This is a genomic window from Erwinia sp. E602, assembly GCF_018141005.1.
Taxonomy (GTDB): Bacteria; Pseudomonadota; Gammaproteobacteria; order Enterobacterales; family Enterobacteriaceae; genus Erwinia.
Genome location: NZ_CP046582.1, coordinates 907,148 through 926,409 on the forward strand (window position 1 = coordinate 907,148; position 19,262 = coordinate 926,409).

The 19,262-nt window shown below is 62.4% G+C and carries 12 protein-coding genes; 9 read left to right on the forward strand and 3 right to left on the reverse strand.

All coding sequences use genetic code 11. From position 1 onward, the window contains the following. Nucleotide 1 precedes the first annotated feature (1 nt). From GKQ23_RS05530 to GKQ23_RS05560, 7 genes are all read left to right on the forward strand, one after another. Nucleotides 2-1,246 (forward strand): MdtA/MuxA family multidrug efflux RND transporter periplasmic adaptor subunit, encoded by a 1,245-nt coding sequence (locus GKQ23_RS05530; RefSeq protein ID WP_212409980.1) that lies wholly within the window; start codon nt 2-4, stop codon nt 1,244-1,246. After that, nucleotides 1,243-4,434, forward strand: a complete 3,192-nt coding sequence (locus GKQ23_RS05535; RefSeq protein WP_212409981.1) for an efflux RND transporter permease subunit — start codon at nt 1,243-1,245, stop codon at nt 4,432-4,434. Before GKQ23_RS05530 ends, GKQ23_RS05535 begins: the two co-directional genes overlap by 4 nt. Continuing rightward, a complete protein-coding gene (locus tag GKQ23_RS05540) occupies nt 4,431-7,532 on the forward strand; it encodes an efflux RND transporter permease subunit (RefSeq protein ID WP_212409982.1) in 3,102 nt (1,033 codons plus the stop codon). The genes GKQ23_RS05535 and GKQ23_RS05540 overlap by 4 nt, the downstream gene beginning before the upstream one ends. Then, the gene (locus GKQ23_RS05545; RefSeq protein ID WP_212409983.1) at nt 7,532-8,929 is read left to right on the forward strand and encodes an efflux transporter outer membrane subunit; all 1,398 of its coding nucleotides are present in this window, start codon (nt 7,532-7,534) and stop codon (nt 8,927-8,929) included. The genes GKQ23_RS05540 and GKQ23_RS05545 overlap by 1 nt, the downstream gene beginning before the upstream one ends. Nucleotides 8,930-9,009: 80 nt before the next feature. Then, entirely contained in the window at nt 9,010-11,169 is a 2,160-nt protein-coding gene (gene aas / locus GKQ23_RS05550; protein WP_212409984.1) for a bifunctional acyl-ACP--phospholipid O-acyltransferase/long-chain-fatty-acid--ACP ligase, read from the forward strand. Then, nucleotides 11,162-12,367, forward strand: coding sequence for a lysophospholipid transporter LplT (lplT, locus tag GKQ23_RS05555; RefSeq protein ID WP_212409985.1), 1,206 nt, complete (start codon nt 11,162-11,164; stop codon nt 12,365-12,367). Before aas ends, lplT begins: the two co-directional genes overlap by 8 nt. A 231-nt stretch (nt 12,368-12,598) precedes the next feature. After that, nucleotides 12,599-13,447 (forward strand): DJ-1/PfpI family protein, encoded by an 849-nt coding sequence (locus GKQ23_RS05560; RefSeq protein ID WP_212409986.1) that lies wholly within the window; start codon nt 12,599-12,601, stop codon nt 13,445-13,447. Between the two features lie 32 nt (nt 13,448-13,479). Here GKQ23_RS05560 and GKQ23_RS05565 read toward each other — a convergent pair whose 3' ends face one another. The 3 genes from GKQ23_RS05565 to mutH all read right to left on the reverse strand — a co-directional run bounded on the left by GKQ23_RS05565 (nt 13,480) and on the right by mutH (nt 15,684). Continuing rightward, nucleotides 13,480-14,520: an NADP(H)-dependent aldo-keto reductase gene (locus tag GKQ23_RS05565; protein WP_056232007.1), complete on the reverse strand. Its 1,041-nt coding sequence runs from the start codon at nt 14,518-14,520 to the stop codon at nt 13,480-13,482. A gap of 178 nt (nt 14,521-14,698) precedes the next feature. Beyond that, nucleotides 14,699-14,914 carry a YgdI/YgdR family lipoprotein gene (locus tag GKQ23_RS05570; RefSeq protein ID WP_056232009.1) on the reverse strand — a complete coding sequence of 72 codons (216 nt, stop codon included), beginning with the start codon at nt 14,912-14,914 and terminating at the stop codon, nt 14,699-14,701. A gap of 134 nt (nt 14,915-15,048) precedes the next feature. Then, nucleotides 15,049-15,684, reverse strand: coding sequence for a DNA mismatch repair endonuclease MutH (mutH, locus tag GKQ23_RS05575; RefSeq protein ID WP_212411574.1), 636 nt, complete (start codon nt 15,682-15,684; stop codon nt 15,049-15,051). A gap of 729 nt (nt 15,685-16,413) precedes the next feature. Between mutH and rppH the strand changes: the two genes are divergently transcribed. Together rppH and ptsP are read left to right on the forward strand one after the other, a co-directional pair. Further along, the gene (gene rppH, locus GKQ23_RS05580) at nt 16,414-16,938 is read left to right on the forward strand and encodes an RNA pyrophosphohydrolase (protein ID WP_056232011.1); all 525 of its coding nucleotides are present in this window, start codon (nt 16,414-16,416) and stop codon (nt 16,936-16,938) included. Between the two features lie 12 nt (nt 16,939-16,950). Beyond that, nucleotides 16,951-19,197 carry a phosphoenolpyruvate--protein phosphotransferase gene (gene ptsP / locus GKQ23_RS05585; RefSeq protein WP_212409987.1) on the forward strand — a complete coding sequence of 749 codons (2,247 nt, stop codon included), beginning with the start codon at nt 16,951-16,953 and terminating at the stop codon, nt 19,195-19,197. Nucleotides 19,198-19,262: the final 65 nt, after the last annotated feature.

A 19,262-nucleotide genomic window follows, 5' to 3' on the forward strand; every position in this document is an offset into this window, starting at 1 on the left:
CATGACCCTGAACTCCACCTCCCGGCCGCACTCCCGGCGTAAAATCGCTGTCATTCTCCTTCTGCTGCTGTCGATCGCGTGCCTGGTGTGGCGTTTCTGGCCGTCGGCACCTTCCGGACACGGCGGCCCCGGCGGGATGCGTGGCCCGGGCGGCCCCGGCGGTCACGGCGGTCCGCCCGGCATGATGATGGCCGGGGCGGCCACCCCGGTGCACGCTGACAGGGTGACGCTGGCCGACGTGCCGGTGTACCTCAACGCGTTAGGAACGGTGGTGCCGAACGCCACGGTGACGGTGACCAGCCGCGTCGACGGGCAGCTGACCCAGGTGCTGTTTAAAGAGGGGCAGAAGGTGAGCGCCGGGCAGCTGCTGGCGCAGATCGACCCGCGCAGCTACCAGGCCACGCTGGCACAGTATCAGGGCTCGCTGGCGCAGAACCAGGCGCTGCTGAAAAGCGCGCAGCTGACGCTGACGCGTTATCAGAAGCTGTTTGCTCAGGATTCACTGGCGCGCCAGGACCTGGACAGCCAGGTGGCGACCGTCGGTCAGTACAGCGGCGCGGTAAAAACCGACGAGGCGCAGATTGCGGCGGCAAAACTGGATATTGAGTATGCGCGCATCACCGCGCCGGTCAGCGGCCGCGTTGGCCTGCGGCTGGTGGACGCCGGCAATATGGTGCACAGCTCTGACACCACCGGTATCGTCACCATCACCCAGACCCAGCCGGCGGCGGTGACCTTCAGCGTGCCGCAGAGTAATATCCCGACCCTGATCAGGGCGCTGCACAACGATCGCAGCCTGGCCGCCACCGCCTTTGACCAGCAGGGCAACACCGAGCTGGCGCAGGGGCAGGTGCAGTTTATCAGCAACCAGATCGACACCAGCACCGGCAGCATTGCGCTGAAGGCGCTGTTTGCCAATCAGGACGAAGCGCTCTATCCGAATCAGTTCGTCAATCTGCGTCTGCAGACCGCCACCCTGAAGCAGGCCACGGTAATACCGGCCCAGGCGCTGCAGCTGAGCAGCGACGGCAGCTTTGTCTGGGTGATCGGCCAGGACAGCACCGTTACCCGCCGCGCGGTGAAAACCGGCCCGGCCTTTGGCAGCGATAAGCAGGCGATCCTCGACGGCGTCAGGGACGGGGAGCAGGTGGTGACCGAAGGCATCGACCGCCTGAGCAGCGGCAGCAGGGTTGAACGGGTGACGTCGGAGCAGCAGACGGCTGACCAGAGCAGCACCGCGCCATGAATCCGTCACGCCTCTTTATCAACCGGCCGGTAGCCACCATCCTGCTGATGGCCGGCATCCTGATTTCCGGTATTTTTGCTTACCGGCTGCTCTCCACCTCGGCGCTGCCGCAGGTGGATTACCCGACCATTCAGGTCACCACCCTCTATCCTGGGGCCAGCCCGGACGTGATGGCCTCCTCGGTCACCGCGCCGCTGGAGCGCCAGCTCGGTCAGATGTCCGGCTTAAGCCAGATGAGCTCCAGCAGCTCCGGCGGCTCGTCGGTAATAAGCCTCAGGTTCTCGCTGGACCTGTCGCTGGACGTGGCTGAGCAGGAAGTGCAGGCGGCGATCAACGCCGCCGACAGCCTGCTGCCGACCGACCTGCCCAGCCCGCCGACCTATAAAAAGGTCAACCCGGCGGACAGCGCGGTGATCGCCCTCGCCGCCACCTCAGACACGCTGCCGCTGACCCGCGTGCAGGACCTGGTTAACACCCGCATCGCGCTGAAGCTGGCGCAGATCGCCGGGGTGGGTATGGTCACGCTGGCCGGCGGCCATCAGCCGGCGATCCGCATACGCGTCGACCCGAAGGCGCTGGCGGCCTACGGCCTCACGCTGGCCGACGTCAACACGCTGGTCAGCAACGGCAACGTCAACGGCTCGAAGGGCGGCTTTGACGGCACGTACCATTCGGTGACCATCGACGCCAACGACCAGCTGCGCACCGCCGACGAGTACGGCAGCCTGATCCTGACGTATAAAAACGGCGCTGCGCTGCGCCTGCGCGATATCGCGCAGATTGAGCAGGCGGCGGAAAACGTTTATCAGTCTGCGTGGGCCAACAACAGCCCGGCGATTATCATCAGCGTACAGCGCCAGCCGGGTGCCAACGTGATTTCGGTGGTCGACAGCATCAGGGCACAGCTGCCGACGCTGCAGGCCGCGCTGCCGGACGGCGTGAAGGTCAGCATTCTCTCCGACCGCACCCAGACCATCCGCGCCTCAATCCGCGACGTGCAGTTCGAGCTGATGCTGTCGATTGCGCTGGTGGTGATGGTCACCTTCCTGTTCCTGCGCAACGTTGCCGCCACGCTGATCCCGAGCATTGCGGTACCGCTGTCGCTGGTCGGCACCTTTGGCGTGATGTACCTGGCCGGCTTCAGCCTGAACAACCTGTCGCTGATGGCGCTGACCATCGCCACCGGCTTTGTGATCGACGATGCCATCGTGGTGGTGGAGAACATCTCAAGGCGGCTGGAGGAGGGCGAAACCCCAATGCAGGCGGCGCTGAAGGGCTCGCAGCAGATCGGCTTTACCATTATCTCGCTGACCTTCTCGCTGATCGCGGTGCTGATCCCGCTGCTGTTTATGGGCGACGTGGTCGGGCGGCTGTTCCGCGAATTCGCCATCACCCTCGCGGTAGCGATCCTGGTATCGATGTTTATCTCGCTGACCCTGACGCCGATGCTCTGCGCATACCTGTTGCAGCATATCCCGCCGGAGCGGCAGTCGCGTTTCTCACGCAAGGGCGGCGAGCTGTTCGATAAGCTGATCGCCGGCTATGACCGCCTGCTGACCCTGGTGCTTAACCACCAGCGGCTGACGCTGTGCGTCGCGCTGGCCACGCTGGTGCTGACCGGATTGCTCTGGCTGGCGGTGCCGAAAGGCTTCTTCCCGGCGCAGGATACCGGGCTGATCCAGGGGGTAACGATTGCCTCGCAGGACGTCTCCTTCGGTGAGATGTCGAAAAGACAGCAGCAGCTGGCGGCGATCGTGCGGAACAATCCGGCGGTGGCGAGCGTCTCCAGCACCGTTGGCATCGACGGCAGCAACACCAGCCTGAACAGCGGCCGTCTGCAGATTAACCTCAAGCCGCTGGATGAACGCGATAAGCGGGCCGATGCGGTGATCGCCGAACTGCAGCAGGCCACCGCGCAGGTGCCGGGCATTCAGCTTTACCTGCAGTCGGCGCAGGATCTGACGGTTAACGACCAGGTCACGCCGGACCGCTACCAGTTCAGCCTTGATGATGCCGACAGTGAAAACCTGGTCAGCTGGTCACCGACGCTGGTGGCGGCGCTGCGCGCGCGGCCGGAGTTCAGTTCGGTGGTCAGCAACCTGCAGGAGCAGGGGCAGGTGGCCTACGTTGAGCTGAACCGTGACGCGGCGGCGCGCTACGGCATCACCGCCTCGGACGTGGATACCGCGCTGTATAACGCCTTTGGCCAGCGGCTGATCTCGACCATCTTTACCCAGTCGAATCAGTATCGCGTGGTGCTGGAGGTGGCACCGCAGTTCCAGCAGTCACCGGCGTCGTTTGACGATATCTGGCTGGCGACCTCGGGCAGCAGCAGTGCGTCTGGCAGCACCAGCACCACGAGCACGAGCAGCGGTTCAGGCTCATCAGGCAGCAGCAGCTCCTCTTCCTCCGGCACCAGCGGTATGGTGAAGCTGACCGCGATTGCCACCGTCCACCTGCGTACCGGTTCGCTGGTGCATACGCGCATTAACCAGTTCCCGGCGGTGACGGTGTCGTTTAACCTCAGCGACGGCACCTCGCTGGAGCAGGCGCAGCAGGCCATCAGCGAGGTGAGCCGCCAACTGGCGCAGCCGTCGTCGATCGTTCTGCGCTATCAGGGGGAGGCGTCAGCGTTCCGGAGCGCCACCGGCAACACGCTGTGGCTGATCCTCGCCGCGCTGCTGACCATGTACGTGGTGCTTGGCATTCTGTATGAGAGCTTTATCCACCCGGTGACCATTCTCTCCACGCTGCCCTCGGCGGCGGTCGGCGCGCTGCTGACCCTGCTGCTGGCCGGTACCGGGTTCAGCCTGATCGCGCTGATCGGCGTGATCCTGCTGATCGGCATTGTGAAAAAGAACGCCATTATGATGATCGACTTTGCGCTGGAGGCGGAAAACAGGCAGGGGCTGAGCGCGCGTGAGGCGATCCACCAGGCCTGCCTGCTGCGCTTCCGGCCGATCCTGATGACCACCCTGGCGGCGCTGCTCGGCGCGCTGCCGCTGATGCTGGCCTCCGGCTCCGGTGCCGAACTGCGCCAGCCGCTGGGGCTGGTGATTGTAGGCGGCCTGATCGTCAGCCAGGTGCTGACGCTGTTCTCCACGCCGGTTATCTATCTGTGGTTCGACGGCCTGGCGCAGCGCGGCAAACGCTGGATGCGGGCGGCGGCGGCCCGGGGGCGTGAATGAACCTGACCCGGCTGTTTATCTTCCGCCCGGTGGCCACGCTGCTGCTGACCCTGGCGCTGCTGCTGCTGGGCGCGCTTGGCTACCGGCTGCTGCCGGTGGCACCGCTGCCGCAGGTGGACTTCCCGACCATTATGGTCAGCGCCAGCCTGCCGGGTGCCAGCCCGGAAACCATGGCCGCCACGGTGGCGACGCCGCTGGAGCGCGCGCTGGGCGAGATCGCCGGCATTACCGAAATGACCTCGCAGAGTTCGCAGGGCTCCAGCGATATCATCCTGCAGTTTGCGCTGGACCGCGACATTAACGGCGCGGCGCGCGACGTGCAGGCGGCGATCAACGCCGCCCGCAGCCTGCTGCCGGGCAGCATGCCGTCGCTGCCCACTTACCGAAAAGCTAACCCCTCCGACGCGCCGATCGTGATGATGGCGCTCTCCTCCTCCACCCGTTCCGGCGCCGAACTGTACGATCTCGCCAACAGCAAAATTCAGCAGAAAATTGCCCAGGTGGCCGGCGTCGGTGAAGTGTCGCTGCGCGGCAGTTCGCTGCCGGCGGTACGCATTGACCTGCAGCCGCAGCAGCTGAGTCACTACGGCATCTCGCTGGAGTCGGTGCGGACGGCGGTCGCCAGCAGCACCAGCAACCTGCCGAAGGGCGTGCTGCAGGGCGATACGCAGTCGTGGATGGTGGACGGCAACGGCCAGCAGGAGCAGGCAAAAAACTACCGCGATCTGGTGGTCAGCTACCAGAACGGCCGCGCGGTGCGCCTCAGCGACGTGGCGACGGTGTATGACGCGGTGGAGGATAAATACAACGTCGGCTTCTACAACGGTGCGCCGTCGGTCACTATCGGCGTCACCCGCCAGGCGGGGGCCAATATGCTGCAGACCATCGACGATATTAAGGCGCAGCTGCCGCTGATTAAGCAGGATCTGCCCGCCGACGTCAGCCTGACGCTGGTGGTGGACCGTTCGCCCAACGTGCGCGACTCGCTGTACGACACCGAAGAGACGCTGCTGATCGCCATGCTGCTGGTGATCGGCGTGGTGTTTGTGTTTCTGCGCGACCTGCGGGCGATGGCGATACCGGCGCTGGCGCTGCCGGTATCGTTAATCGGCACCTGCGCGGTGATGTACCTGCTCGACTACAGCCTCGATAACCTGTCGCTGATGGCGCTGATTATCGCCACCGGCTTTGTGGTCGACGACGCCATCGTGGTGCTGGAAAACATCACCCGCTATATCGAACAGGGGCTCAGCCCGGTGCGGGCGGCGATTAAGGGGGCGCAGGAGGTGAGTTTTACTGTGCTGGCGATGACCCTGTCGCTGATCGCGGTGTTTATCCCGATCCTGCTGATGGGCAGCATCGTTGGCCGCCTGTTCCGCGAATTTGCCGTCACGCTCAGCGTGTCGCTGGTGATTTCGATGGGGGTGTCGCTGAGCCTGACGCCGATGCTCTGCTCAAGGCTGCTGAAGCGCAAGCCGGCGGTCACAAAGCGCCCGCACCCGCTGTACCAGTGGATTGAAAATGGCCTTAACCGCCTGCTGGAAAGCTACAGCGTCGGGCTGGCGTGGGTGATGCGCCACCAGCGCCTGACCCTGTTCAGCCTGCTGCTGACCATCGTACTCAACGTGTTCCTCTACGGCGTGGTGCAGAAGGGCTTCTTCCCCAGCCAGGATACCGGCCTGCTGATGGGCATGCTGCGCGCCGATCAGAACGTCTCCTTCCAGGCGATGGAGCCGAAGATGAAGCATTTTGCCGCGCTGATCCAGCAGGATCCGGCGGTGGACGGCGTGATGTCGTCGATCGGCGGCGGTGCCTTTGGCTCGCGTAATACCGCGATGTTCTTCGTCCATCTGAAGGATTTTAAGCAGCGCGATGACGCCAGTACCGTGGCCAACCGCCTGAGCGGCAAAACGCAGCATATCCCCGGCGTGCAGCTGTTCCTGATGGCGGCACAGGATCTGCATATCGGCGGCCGCAGCGCCAACGCCTCATACCAGTACAGCCTGCAGGCCGACGACCTCAACACGCTGCGCACCTGGACGCCGAAGGTGAAAGCGGCGCTGGAGCAGATCCCGCAGCTGACCAGCGTTGACTCCGACTCGGAAACCGGCGGTCAGGAGGTGATGATCACCATCGACCGCGATCGCGCCACCCGGCTGGGCGTCAACGTCAGTATGCTGGATACGCTGCTGAATAACGCCTTCAGCCAGCGGCAGATCGCCACGCTGTATAAAACGCTGAATCAGTACCACGTGGTGATGTCGCTGAACGACCTCTGGACCCGTGACCCTGCCGCGCTACAGCAGCTGTTCGTGCTCAACGACAGCGGCGATCGCATCCCGCTTTCCGCTTTCGCCAGCTTCAGCGGCGGCAACGCGCCGCTGTCGGTGAACCATCAGGGGCAGTCGGCCACCAGCACCATCGCCTTCAACCTGCAGGACGGTGCGTCACTGGAAGAAGCGCAGGCGGCGATCAACACCGCGATGGCGAAAATTGGCCTGCCGGACAGCATCCAGGCCGGTTTTGCCGGCACCGCGCAGGCGTTTGTCGGGCTGACCAGCACCATGCCGTGGCTGATCCTCGCTGCGCTGCTGGCGGTGTATATCGTGCTGGGGATGCTGTATGAAAGCTACATTCATCCGCTGACCATTCTGTCGACGCTGCCGTCGGCCGGGGTCGGGGCGCTGCTGCTGCTGCTGCTGACCGACACCCAGCTGACGGTGATTGCGCTGATCGGCATCCTGCTGCTGATCGGCATCGTCAAGAAAAACGCCATTATGATGATCGACTTTGCGCTGGCCGCCGAACGCAATCAGGGCATGACGCCGCAGCAGGCGATCGTTCAGGCCTGCCTGATGCGCTTCCGGCCGATTATGATGACCACGCTGGCCGCCTTCTTCGGCGCGCTGCCGCTGGCGCTGGGCAGCGGCGGCGATGCCGACCTGCGCAGCCCGCTGGGGCTGGCGATTGCCGGCGGCCTGGCACTGAGCCAGCTGCTGACCCTGTTTACCACCCCGGTGGTCTACCTTTATCTCGACCGTGCCAGCCGCGCCACGCAACGCCAGTGGCAGCGCCTGCGCCACCCCAGGAACGCCTGATGAAACTGAATAAACTTACCCCCGTAGTGCTGGCACTGCTGATCGGCGGCTGCGCCGTCGGGCCGGACTACCAGCGGCCGTCGGCACCGGGTGCGCTGCGCTATAAAGAAGCGCGCGGCTGGCAGCAGGCCACGCCGCAGGACGCGCAGCAGAAGGGCGACTGGTGGGCGGTGTATCGTGACCCGACGCTGGATGCGCTGCTGCGTCAGGTGCAGATCTCCAACCAGAACGTGGCGCAGTATGAGGCGAAGTACCGCCAGGCGCTGGCGCTGGCCTCTGGCTCCAGTCGCGATCTGCTGCCGACGGTCAGCGCTACCGCCAGCTCAACCCGCAGCGGCACGGCGGCCAGCAGCAGCGGGGCGACCAGCGGCGGGCGGGTCAGCAACAGCCACTCGGCGCAGCTCTCGGCCTCCTGGGAGCTGGATATCTGGGGCAAACTGCGCCGCACGCTGGAAGAGAACCAGGCCAGCGCAGAGGCCAGCGCCGCCGGACTGGGCAATATCACCCTCAGCGCCCAGTCAACGCTGGCGCAGGACTACTTCCAGCTGCGTATTCTCGACCAGCGCATTGCCCTGTATCAGCAGAGCATTGCCGCCTATCAGCGCTATCTGACGGTAATTAATAACAAATACCGGGCGGGCAGCGAGTCGCGGGCCACCCTGGCGCAGGCGCAAACCACCCTGGCCAGCGCCCGCGCCTCGGCGCTGGATCTCAGCTGGCAGCGCGCCCAGCTGGAGCACGCCATCGCGGTGCTGACCGGCAAAACCCCGGCGGAATTCAGCCTGGCGGCGGCACCGCTGAACGCCACTTTGCCGGCGATCCCGGCCGCGCTGCCGTCCGCACTGCTGCAGCGCAGGCCGGATATCGCCCAGGCGGAACGCACGGTGGCCGCCGCCAACGCCGCAGTGGGCGTGGCGATCGCCGGTTACTACCCGGATCTGACCCTCAGCGCCAGCGGCGGCTACAGCGGCTCCTCGTTCAGCAACCTGTTCTCGCTGCCGAACCGCATCTGGTCGTTAGGGCCGTCGCTGAGCGGCACGCTGCTCGACTTTGGTGCCACTTCGGCGAAGGTCGATCAGGCGCGCGCCGCCTATGACGCCGACGTTGCCAGCTACCGTCAGACGGTGCTGAGCGGCTTTCAGGAGGTGGAGGATTACCTGGTGGAGCTGCACACCCTGCAGGATGAGCTGCAGGCGCAGCAGGAGGCGGCCGCGTCGGCGCAGGAGTCAGCGCGCGTAACCTTTAACCAGTACCAGGCGGGAATGATCGACTATCTCGATGTGGCGACGACCGAAAACAGCAGCCTCAGCCAGCAGCAGAGCCTGCTGCAGCTGCAGAGCACGCAGTGGGTGACCAGCGTACAGCTGATCGCGGCGCTGGGGGGCGGCTGGCGGTAAATTAATTCTCTGTTACAGATTGAGTTGTGTCTTTATATCCTGCATGGTTACAGCAACTTGTGACCTGCTCAGGAGCTGGCATGTTATTTACTCTGTTCCGCACGCTGTTTCGCGTGCTGTTTCGCACCCGGCTGGCCGGCGATCTCTCCGGCCTGTATAAGAGCAAGGTGCTGATTACCCCTAACCATATGTCGTTTATCGACGGCATTTTGCTGGCGCTGTTTCTGCCGGTGAAGCCGGTGTTTGCCGTCTACTCATCGATCAGCGAACAGTGGTATATGCGCTGGGTCGGCAAGTTTATTGACGTGGTGCCGCTGGATCCGACGCGGCCGATGTCGCTGAAGCAGCTGGTACGGCTGGTTAATGAAGGCCGCCCGGTGGTGATCTTCCCGGAAGGGCGCATCACCGTCACCGGGTCGCTGATGAAGATCTACGACGGTGCCGGTTTCGTTGCCGCCAAATCGCAGGCCGCCGTGGTACCGCTGCGCATTGAAGGCGCGGAGTTCACCCCGTTTGGCCGGCTGGCCGGGGTATTTAAGCGTCGCCTGTTCCCGCGCATTACCCTGACCGTGCTGCCATCAACCACCATCCCGATGCCGGAAGCGCCGAAAGCCCGCGACCGCCGGCGTCTGGCCGGTGAGCACCTGCACCACATCATGATGGAAGCGCGGATGGCGGTGCGCCCGCGTGAGACGCTGTATCAGGCGTTTCTTTCTGCCCGCACCCGCTACGGGCTGTTTAAGCCGTGCATCGAGGACGTCAGTTTCACCCCCGACAGCTACACCGGCCTGCTGAAAAAATCGCTTGGCGTCGGGCGTATCCTCGAACGTTACACTCACCAGGGCGAAGTTATCGGCCTGCTGCTGCCGAACGCCACGGTGACCGCGGCCGCCATTCTCGGTGCCTCAATGCGCGGCCGCGTGCCGGCGATGCTTAACTACACCGCCGGGGTGAAGGGGCTGACCAGCGCGCTGACCGCCTCTGAGGTGAAAACCGTCTTCACCTCGCGCCAGTTCCTCGACAAAGGCAAGCTGTGGCATCTGCCGGAGGGCATTACCGGCGTCAAATGGGTGTTCCTTGAGGATTTGAAGGACACCGTCACCACCGGCGACAAGCTGTGGATCCTCAGCCACCTGCTGCTGCCGTCGCTGGCCGCCGTGCCGCAGCAGCCGGAAGATGCGGCGATGGTGCTGTTTACCTCCGGCTCGGAAGGCCACCCGAAGGGCGTGGTGCATTCACATAAAAGCCTGCTGGCCAACGTTGAGCAGATCCGCACCGTGGCCGACTTTACGCCGCGTGACCGCTTTATGTCGGCGCTGCCGCTGTTCCACGCTTTTGGCCTCACCGTCGGGCTGTTCACCCCGCTGATGACCGGCGCGCAGGTGTTTCTCTACCCCAGCCCGCTGCACTACCGCATCGTACCTGAGCTGGTGTATGACCGTAACTGCACCGTGCTGTTCGGCACCTCGACCTTCCTCGCTAACTATGCCCGCTTCGCCCATCCGTATGACTTTGCCCGGCTGCGCTACGTGGTGGCGGGGGCGGAGAAGCTGCAGCAGGCGACCAAAGACGTCTGGTTTGAGAAGTACGGCATCCGTATTCTTGAGGGTTACGGTGTGACCGAGTGCGCGCCGGTGGTGGCGATCAACGTGCCGATGGCGGCGAAATCGCAAACCGTCGGGCGTATTCTGCCGGGCATGGATTCACGGCTGATAGCGGTACCGGGTATCGAGAACGGCGGCCTGCTGCAGCTGCGCGGCCCGAACATTATGAAGGGCTATCTGCGCGTTGAGCGCCCTGGCGTGCTGGAAGCGCCGGTGGCGGATAACGGCGAAGGGCTGATGGAAGCGGGCTGGTACGACACCGGCGATATCGTCAGCTTCGACGAGGGTGGTTTCTGCCAGATTCTGGGCCGCGTGAAGCGCTTTGCCAAAATCGCCGGCGAAATGGTCTCTCTGGAGAACGTCGAGCAGATTGCGCTGAAGGCCTCGGCGGATAAACAACATGCGGCCACCCAGCGCCCGGACGGCAACCGTGGTGAAGCGCTGGTGCTGTTTACCACCGATGCGGAACTGTCGCGCGATAAACTGCTGCAGGCGGCGCGTGAGCTGGGCAGCCCGGAGCTGGCGGTGCCGCGCGATATCCGCGTGATTAAACAGCTGCCGCTGCTCGGCAGCGGTAAACCGGATTTTGTCACCCTGCGTGAGATGGCAGAAAAGCCGGAGGGCAACGATGAGTAACCTGGCGACGGGCGGCAAGCCGCTGCTGTCGAAGGGGATGATGGCGGTGATCGTCGCCCAGTTCCTGTCGGCGTTTGGTGATAACGCGCTGCTGTTTGCCGCGCTGGCGGTGCTCAAGCAGCTGGTCTATCCCGACTGGAGCCAGCCGGTGCTGCAGATGGTGTTTGTCGCCACCTACATCATTCTCGCGCCGTTCGTCGGCCAGTTTGCCGACGGCTTTGCCAAAGGGCGGGTGATGATGGCAGCCAACGGCCTGAAGCTGCTGGGCGCGATGGTGATCTGCTTCGGCTTTGATCCTTTCCTCGGCTACAGCCTGGTCGGCATCGGCGCGGCGGCCTATTCCCCTGCCAAGTACGGCATCCTCGGTGAACTGACCGACGGGGAAACGCTGGTTAAGGCCAACGGCCTGATGGAGTCTTCGACCATCGCCGCGATCCTGCTCGGTTCGGTAGCCGGCGGCTTCCTCGCCGACTGGAACCTGACCGGCGCGCTGGCGGCCTGCGTGCTGGCCTACGCGCTGGCGGTGGCGGCCAACCTGCTGATCCCGAAACTGCCCGCGGCGCGCGGCGGGCAGTCGTGGCGGCCGGCGGCGATGTCCGCCAGCTTCTTCAACGCCTGCCGCACGCTGTGGCGCAACCCGGAGACCCGTTTCTCGCTGGTCGGCACCAGCATGTTCTGGGGCGCCGGGGTGACGCTGCGCTTCCTGCTGGTGCTGTGGGTGCCGGTGGCGCTGGGCATCAGCGATAACAAAACGCCGACGCTGCTTAACGCGATGGTGGCGATCGGCATCGTCATCGGTGCGATCGCAGCGGCGAAGCTGGTGACGCTGAAAACCGTGGCGCGCTGCATGCCGGCCGGCGTACTGATCGGCGTGGCGGTAGTGGCGTTTGCCCTGCAGCAGCAGGCGATCAACGCTTACCTGCTGCTGGTGGTGATTGGCGTGCTGGGTGGCTTCTTCGTGGTACCGCTTAATGCGCTGCTGCAGATGCGCGGCAAAGAGACGGTGGGAGCAGGTAACGCCATCGCGGTGCAGAACCTCGGTGAGAATATGGCGATGCTGCTGATGCTTGGCCTCTACTCGCTGGCGATCCGCCTCGGTGCGCCACCGGTTGCCACCGGCGTAGGTTTCGGCGCGCTGTTTGCGCTGGCCATCGCCCTGCTATGGGGCTGGCATCAGCTGCAGAAGCGGCGCGGTTAATCTTTGCGGGCGGGCTTCTGTGGCCCGCCCTTTAAGGTCGCTAAGTTTTTTAAGTTCTTTTTTCTCCTTTCCAGACGCAGGTTGCGGGTACTCTCCCGGCCACTTGCAGACGCATGACTTGCACCTTAACCCGTGTGCTAATCATCTAGAATTGCGTCCTTCCTAACCCTGTTGTTAACAGCACCTGTTGTGATACGGGCACGATTAACGACGCACGAAAGGAGATCTGAAATGGAAAGAAGGGAGTTTATTGCTAAATCTGCCCTGTCACTGATTGCCGCCAGCATCGGAGCCGGCGCCAGCAGTTCACTGTTTGCCGGACAGCCCGAATACCGCCATGGTCCCGGGCAGGCCACGTCTGTCGGCAAAGGCAAACGCATCAGCCTGGCGTTTGTGATCTACCCCGGCATGACGCCGCTGGACATCATCGGCCCGGCGACCATGCTCGGTGGTGACAATTTCGATATTCACTTTGTCTGGCGTGACCGTAACCCGGTACAGGGCGAGATAGCGCACGTGCAGTTTATCCCCAGCACCACCTTCCGTGAGCTGAAAAAAGTCGACGTGCTGTGCATCACCGGCACCGGCAACCCCTATGCGCTGCTGAAAGAGCATGAAATGATCGACTGGCTGCACGAGGTGGGTAGCAAGGCCGAGTGGGTCACCAGCGTCTGTACTGGCTCAATCCTGCTGGGTGCCGCTGGGCTATTGCAGGGCTATAAAGCCACCACCCACTGGTCAATGATTGACGATCTGAAACCTTTTGGCGCGATACCGGTCAGCGATCGCGTGGTGATCGACCGTAACCGCATCACCGGGGGGGGCGTCACGGCGGGAATGGATTTTGGCCTCACGCTGCAGGCGGAGCTGGCCGGCAAAGAGAGCGCCGAATATGCTCAGCTGATCACCCAGTACGATCCGCATCCGCCTTTCCACAGCGGTACGCCACAGCAGGCCGCCCCGCAGCTGGTTAAGTCGGTGAAAAAGATGGTCTTTGATATGGTTGAAGCCCGCACCCCGGACTGGCAGCAGCAGATGAAAGACAGCGTGGCGCGAATGCAGCGTTACAACAAAGCGTAAGAACAGGGCGAGGGAAACCTCGCCCTGAAACATTATGGCGCAGGGTAAGTGAAGCGGCGGTGAATCGCCTCCAGCCCTTCCAGTACGTCCGCGTTCAGCGTCAGGTCGTAGCTGTCGATATTGATCTTCAGCTGCTCCAGCGTCGTCGCCCCCAGCAGCGTGCTGGCGACAAACGGCTGCTGGCGGACAAACGCCAGCGCCATCTGCGACGGGTCCAGCCCGTGTTTTTTCGCCAGCGCGACGTATTCTGCAATCGCCAGCTGCGACTGCTCGCCGCTGTAGCGGGTAAAGCGGCTGAACAGCGTATTGCGTGCGCCGGCCGGCTGCGCGCCGTTGAGGTACTTGCCGCTCAGGGTGCCGAACGCCAGGCTGGAGTAGGCCAGCAGCTCAACCCCTTCATGATGGCTGATCTCCGCCAGACCCACCTCAAAGCTGCGGTTCAGCAGGCTGTAGGGGTTCTGAATGCTGACGATGCGCGGCAGCTCGTGTTTTTCCGCCAGCTGCAGATAGCGCATCACGCCCCACGGCGTTTCATTGGACACGCCGATGTAGCGGATTTTCCCGGCGCGCACCTGCTCGTTCAGCGCTTCCAGCGTCTCCAGCAGCGTGACCGGCGCGGTGGTATCGGCATATTCATAGTTCAGCTTGCCAAAGAAGTTAGTCTGGCGCTGCGGCCAGTGCAGCTGATAAAGATCGAGATAGTCGGTATTCAGCCGTTTCAGGCTGGCATCCAGCGCGGCACGGATGTTTTTACGGTCCAGTACCTGTCCCGGGCGGATAGAGGCGTCCGCACCGCGCACCGGTCCGGCAACTTTCGAGGCCAGCACCACCTTGTCACGGTTACCGCGCGCCTTCAGCCAGCTGCCGATATAACTCTCGGTCAGGCCCTGAGTTTCCGGGCGCGGCGGCACCGGATACATTTCGGCGGTATCAATCAGGTTGATGCCGCGGCTCAGGGCGTAATCCAGCTGGGCATGCGCGTCGGCTTCGCTGTTCTGCTCGCCAAAGGTCATGGTTCCCAGGCCCAGTGAGCTGATTTCAAGGGTGCTGTGGGGGATACGGTGATAATGCATTTCCGGCTTCCTTTTCATTTTTGAAGGTCAGGGAATACTCCTGCATCGTTCACTGGCTGACGGTGCCAGATCCCGGTTTTCGACTATAACCGCGGCGGGGCAGTGGGGGAAGTGAGGAATTGTGCAGAGCGATGAACAACTGCCTGAATACGGGCGCATCCAGGCAACAGCCGTCAGATTAGCGCTCAACGATGCTGGAAACCTCGTCGCCGTTAATCTGCTTCTCATGACCGGACTCGTCGGTGTACTGCACCAGCCCGGTCTCTTTATCAATTTGCGGCTTACCGTCGGTCATAATCATCTGCCCGTCTTTGGTCGCCATTACATAGCTGCTGCTGCAGCCGCTCAACAGCATCGCTATGCCGATCGCCGCTGCGCCAGTCATCAACTTCATGGTTATCTCCCCTGTGATTCGTTTACGCTTAAGAGTGTAGTAATAAACGAAATATTCCGTGGTGATAATCACATCAGTCTGAAAGTCCGGCGTTAAGGCCGGAAAACTTGACATCGCTGGCCACCGCCGGCGGCTCAGAGTAAAAAGTGCCGCGCCAGCAGCGCACCGGTAAAGGATTTTTTCAGATAGAAGCCGCGCGGCAGGGTCATAATCGGCTGCCCCTCGCGGCCAATCCCCTCGGTCAACGCTCTGCTGTTGGCCGCTTTAGGGCGAATTTGCAGCACGTCGCCGTGGCGTGCGGTGATCTGCTCCACCTGGCCGAGCACGATCATATCCATCAGCTCTTCCCAGTCGCGGCGCAGCTGCCGCTCCTCCTCCGCGTCCGGGCTCCACAGCAGCGCGGCCCCGACGTGGCGGTCAGGCAGCGCAATGGCCCGATCGCCCTCCACCGGCACCCACAGCACCCGGCTCAGCTTATGGCGGACGTGGCTGGTGAGCCAGGTCACGCCGCTGTTGCCGGTCAGCGGCGCCACGCAGACAAAGGTGGTTTCCAGCGGGCGGCCCGCCGCGTCGATCGGAATGGTTTTCAGCTCAACGCCAATGGCGGCGAAATCCTGCTCCGGCTTGCTGCCCGCGCTGGCACCCAGGCAGCGTTCCAGCAGCATACCCACCCAGCCTTTATCGCGTTTCAGATCGCGCGGGATAGCTAAACCACAGGCGTGCGCCAGTTCACCGAGGGTGTACCCCGCAAGGCCTCGGGCGCGGGCCATCAGCTCATCTTCATGGCGTGGCGGCGGCAGAAAATCGTTATCGCTCAATCTGCTCTCCGGTGGTTAAAAAAAGTACAGCAAACGACAGCATCACGGCGTGCGGTTATTCAGTGGGGGAAAAAAACAATAATAGCATGATAAATCGTGTTTTTTTATCGCCCGACTGCCGCCGTCGGTCAGGGCTCTGTAAGGTTTAACTTTTCTGGTCACCGGCAATGAACAGGATCTTCCGGGTAGTTATCCACAGAAAAGTGGGATAAGTGGCCCGTGAAGATAATACTGTTTCCATTTACAGCCTTGACGCAGGGGTTTTTTGCCCATTTAGCCTGCGTCGTGGGCAAGTAATCAACATATTCTGTGGATAACGTCATATGTGCGCGAAAAATCACCAGTCCGCGGATCGCTGGATATGACAGCAGAATGACATGGACAGGAAAAGGGCGCTACACCGCTAAATGCCTCTGATTAATATAAGATTATTCCTTGATGCTGGCAGGTCTTGTTTAGCGACCACAAAAGTTTTCCCCACTTCTTCAGCGAGTTCTGCACAAAGCTATCCACAGAAAACGTGAATAAGATCGCCTTTTTCCCCCGCTTTCTGTTTATAACTTGCCTGTTAATGAAGAGTTATCCCACTCCGGACCAGGCACATGCTGTTAAAGCAGTGGTTTACCGTCTGTAAGGAGTGTGAAACAATCAGAACATCCAGTTTTAGTTTGAGGTAGTCCGGTGATCGATGATGATGGCTACCGCCCGAATGTTGGTATCGTAATTTGTAACAGGCAGGGACAGGTGCTGTGGGCCAGACGTTTTGGTCAGCACTCCTGGCAGTTTCCCCAGGGGGGCATCAACCCAGGGGAGACCGCGGAACAGGCAATGTACCGCGAGCTTTTCGAGGAAGTCGGTTTACACCGTAAGGATGTGCGCATTCTGGCCTCCACCCGAAACTGGTTACGATATAAGTTGCCTAAACGTTTGGTGCGTTGGGACACAAAGCCGGTTTGTATCGGCCAAAAACAGAAATGGTTTCTCCTGCAGCTGTTGTGCAACGACGCGGATATCAACATGCAAACCAGCAGCACGCCGGAATTTGACGGCTGGCGGTGGGTCAGCTTCTGGTATCCGGTACGCCAGGTGGTCTCCTTCAAGCGCGACGTCTATCGTCGGGTGATGAAAGAGTTTGCCAGCGTGGTGATGCCCCTGCAGGAAAATACCGCACCACGAAACACGCCCTTTCGACGGAAGAGAGGTTAAGCCACACCGATCATGCTCACACAGCTGCGCGAAATAGTTGAGAAAGTGGCAGCAGCGCCTCGTCTGACCGAGGCGCTGGATATTCTGGTTAATGAGATATGTCTGGCGATGGAAACCGAGGTCTGCTCGGTTTACCTCGCCGATAACGATCGTCGCTGCTACTACCTGATGGCTACGCGTGGGCTAAAAAAGCCGCGTGGGCGCACGGTCGCCCTGGCATTTGATGAAGGCATTGTCGGCCTGGTCGGTCGCCTTGCTGAGCCGATCAACCTTGCCGATGCGCAGAAACACCCCAGCTTTAAATATATCCCCTCGGTCAAAGAGGAGCAGTTTCGCTCGTTCCTCGGCGTGCCGATCATCAGCCGTCGCCAGCTGCTGGGCGTGCTGGTGGTGCAGCAGCGCGAACATCGCCTGTTTGACGAAAGCGAAGAGTCCTTCCTGGTCACGCTGGCGACGCAGCTGGCGGCGATCCTGTCGCAGTCCCAGCTTAACGCGCTGTTTGGCCAGTACCGGCAAACCCGCATTCAGGCGATTGCCGCCGCGTCCGGTGTGGCGGTGGCGGAGGGTTGGGTAGACTCTTCACAGCCGTCGCTGGAAAACGTCTCGGCGGCCTCAACGCTCGATTCAGTGCGCGAACGCGAACGGCTGGCGCTGGCGATGGCGGAAGCCTCGGCGGAGTTTCGCCGTTACAGCAAGCGCTTCACCGCCAGCCTGCACAAAGAGAGCGCGGCGATCTTCGATCTCTACTCGCACCTGCTCAGCGATGCGCGGCTGAAGAAAGACCTGCTGGCGGAGATTGAGGCCGGCTCGGTGGCGGAGTGGGCGGTTAAAAAGGTCATTGAGAAGTTTGCCGCCCAGTTTGCCAGCCTACAGGACAGCTATCTGCGCGAGCGCGCGGGCGACCTGCGGGTGCTTGGCCAGCGCCTGCTGTTCCACCTTGACGACACCATTCAGGGCACCAACACCTGGCCGGAACGCTTCGTGCTGGTGGCCGATGAACTGACGGCCACCACGCTGGCCGAGCTGCCGCGTGAACGGCTGGCCGGGGTGGTGGTGCGTGACGGTGCCGCCAACTCCCATGCGGCGATTATGGTGCGCGCGCTGGGTATTCCGACGGTGATGGGGGCCGATATTCAGCCGGAGCTGCTGAAGGGCCACCTGCTGATCGTCGACGGCTATCGCGGCGAGCTGCTGGTGGACCCGGAAGCGGTGCTGGTCAACGAATATCAGCGGCTGATCAGCGCGGAGAACGAACTGAGCCAGCTGGCCGAAGGGCTGGTTGAGCAGCCGGGGCAGCTGAAAAGCGGCCAGACGGTAAAAGTAATGCTCAATGCCGGCTTAAGCGCCGAGCATGAAAAAACCCAGGGCAGCAGGGTCGACGGCGTCGGCCTGTACCGTACCGAAATCCCGTTTATGCTGCAGAGCGGCTTCCCGTCGGAAGAGGAGCAGGTGGCGCAGTATCAGGGCATGCTGCAGCTGTTCCTTGATAAACCGGTGACGCTGCGCACGCTGGACGTCGGCGCGGACAAGCAGCTGCCCTATATGCCAATCAGCGAAGAGAACCCGGCGCTGGGCTGGCGCGGCATCCGCCTGACCCTTGACCAGCCGGAGATTTTCCTCGTGCAGCTGCGCGCGATGCTGCGCGCCAACGTGGCCAGCAGCAACCTCAGCATCCTGCTGCCGATGATCACCAGCATTGATGAGATCGACGAGGCACAACGGCTGATCGACCGTGCCAGTCAGGAAGTGAGCGAGATGCTCGGTTACGCTATTCCGCTGCCCCGGCTGGGGGTGATGATTGAAGTGCCGTCGATGATCTTTATGATCCCGCACCTGCGTGGGCGCATCGATTTTATCTCGGTCGGCACCAACGACCTGACCCAGTACCTGCTGGCGGTGGATCGCAACAACACCCGGGTGGCGTCAATCTACGACAGCCTGCACCCGGCGCTGCTGCGGGCGTTACAGACCATCGCCGATGAGGCAGAACGGGCCGGTATTGAGCTGTGCCTGTGCGGTGAAATGGCCGGCGACCCGATGAGCGTGGTGATGCTGGTGGGCATGGGCTATCACCACCTGAGCATGAACGGCCGCAACGTGGCGCGGGTCAAATATCTGCTGCGCCATATTGAGCTGGAAGAGGCGCAGGCGCTGGCCCGCACCGGCCTGGCCGCGATGCACACCCGCGAGGTGCGCAGCGAAGTGGCGGCGTTTATGGAGCAGAAAGGGCTGGGCGGCCTGATCCGCGGCGGGCGCTGAACGGGTTCCTCAGGCAACTTCTCTCTTAACAAAGTTTACACTCGGGCGGGACCGCGAAAATTCCC

Coding starts and splice junctions, on each gene's coding strand:
- GKQ23_RS05530 (WP_212409980.1), top strand. CDS start 2: ATGACCCTGAACTCCACCTCCCGGCCGCACTCCCGGCGTAAAATCGCT.
- GKQ23_RS05535 (WP_212409981.1), top strand. CDS start 1,243: ATGAATCCGTCACGCCTCTTTATCAACCGGCCGGTAGCCACCATCCTG.
- GKQ23_RS05540 (WP_212409982.1), top strand. CDS start 4,431: ATGAACCTGACCCGGCTGTTTATCTTCCGCCCGGTGGCCACGCTGCTG.
- GKQ23_RS05545 (WP_212409983.1), top strand. CDS start 7,532: ATGAAACTGAATAAACTTACCCCCGTAGTGCTGGCACTGCTGATCGGC.
- aas (WP_212409984.1), top strand. CDS start 9,010: ATGTTATTTACTCTGTTCCGCACGCTGTTTCGCGTGCTGTTTCGCACC.
- lplT (WP_212409985.1), top strand. CDS start 11,162: ATGAGTAACCTGGCGACGGGCGGCAAGCCGCTGCTGTCGAAGGGGATG.
- GKQ23_RS05560 (WP_212409986.1), top strand. CDS start 12,599: ATGGAAAGAAGGGAGTTTATTGCTAAATCTGCCCTGTCACTGATTGCC.
- GKQ23_RS05565 (WP_056232007.1), bottom strand. CDS start 14,520: ATGCATTATCACCGTATCCCCCACAGCACCCTTGAAATCAGCTCACTG.
- GKQ23_RS05570 (WP_056232009.1), bottom strand. CDS start 14,914: ATGAAGTTGATGACTGGCGCAGCGGCGATCGGCATAGCGATGCTGTTG.
- mutH (WP_212411574.1), bottom strand. CDS start 15,684: ATGGCCCGCGCCCGAGGCCTTGCGGGGTACACCCTCGGTGAACTGGCG.
- ptsP (WP_212409987.1), top strand. CDS start 16,951: ATGCTCACACAGCTGCGCGAAATAGTTGAGAAAGTGGCAGCAGCGCCT.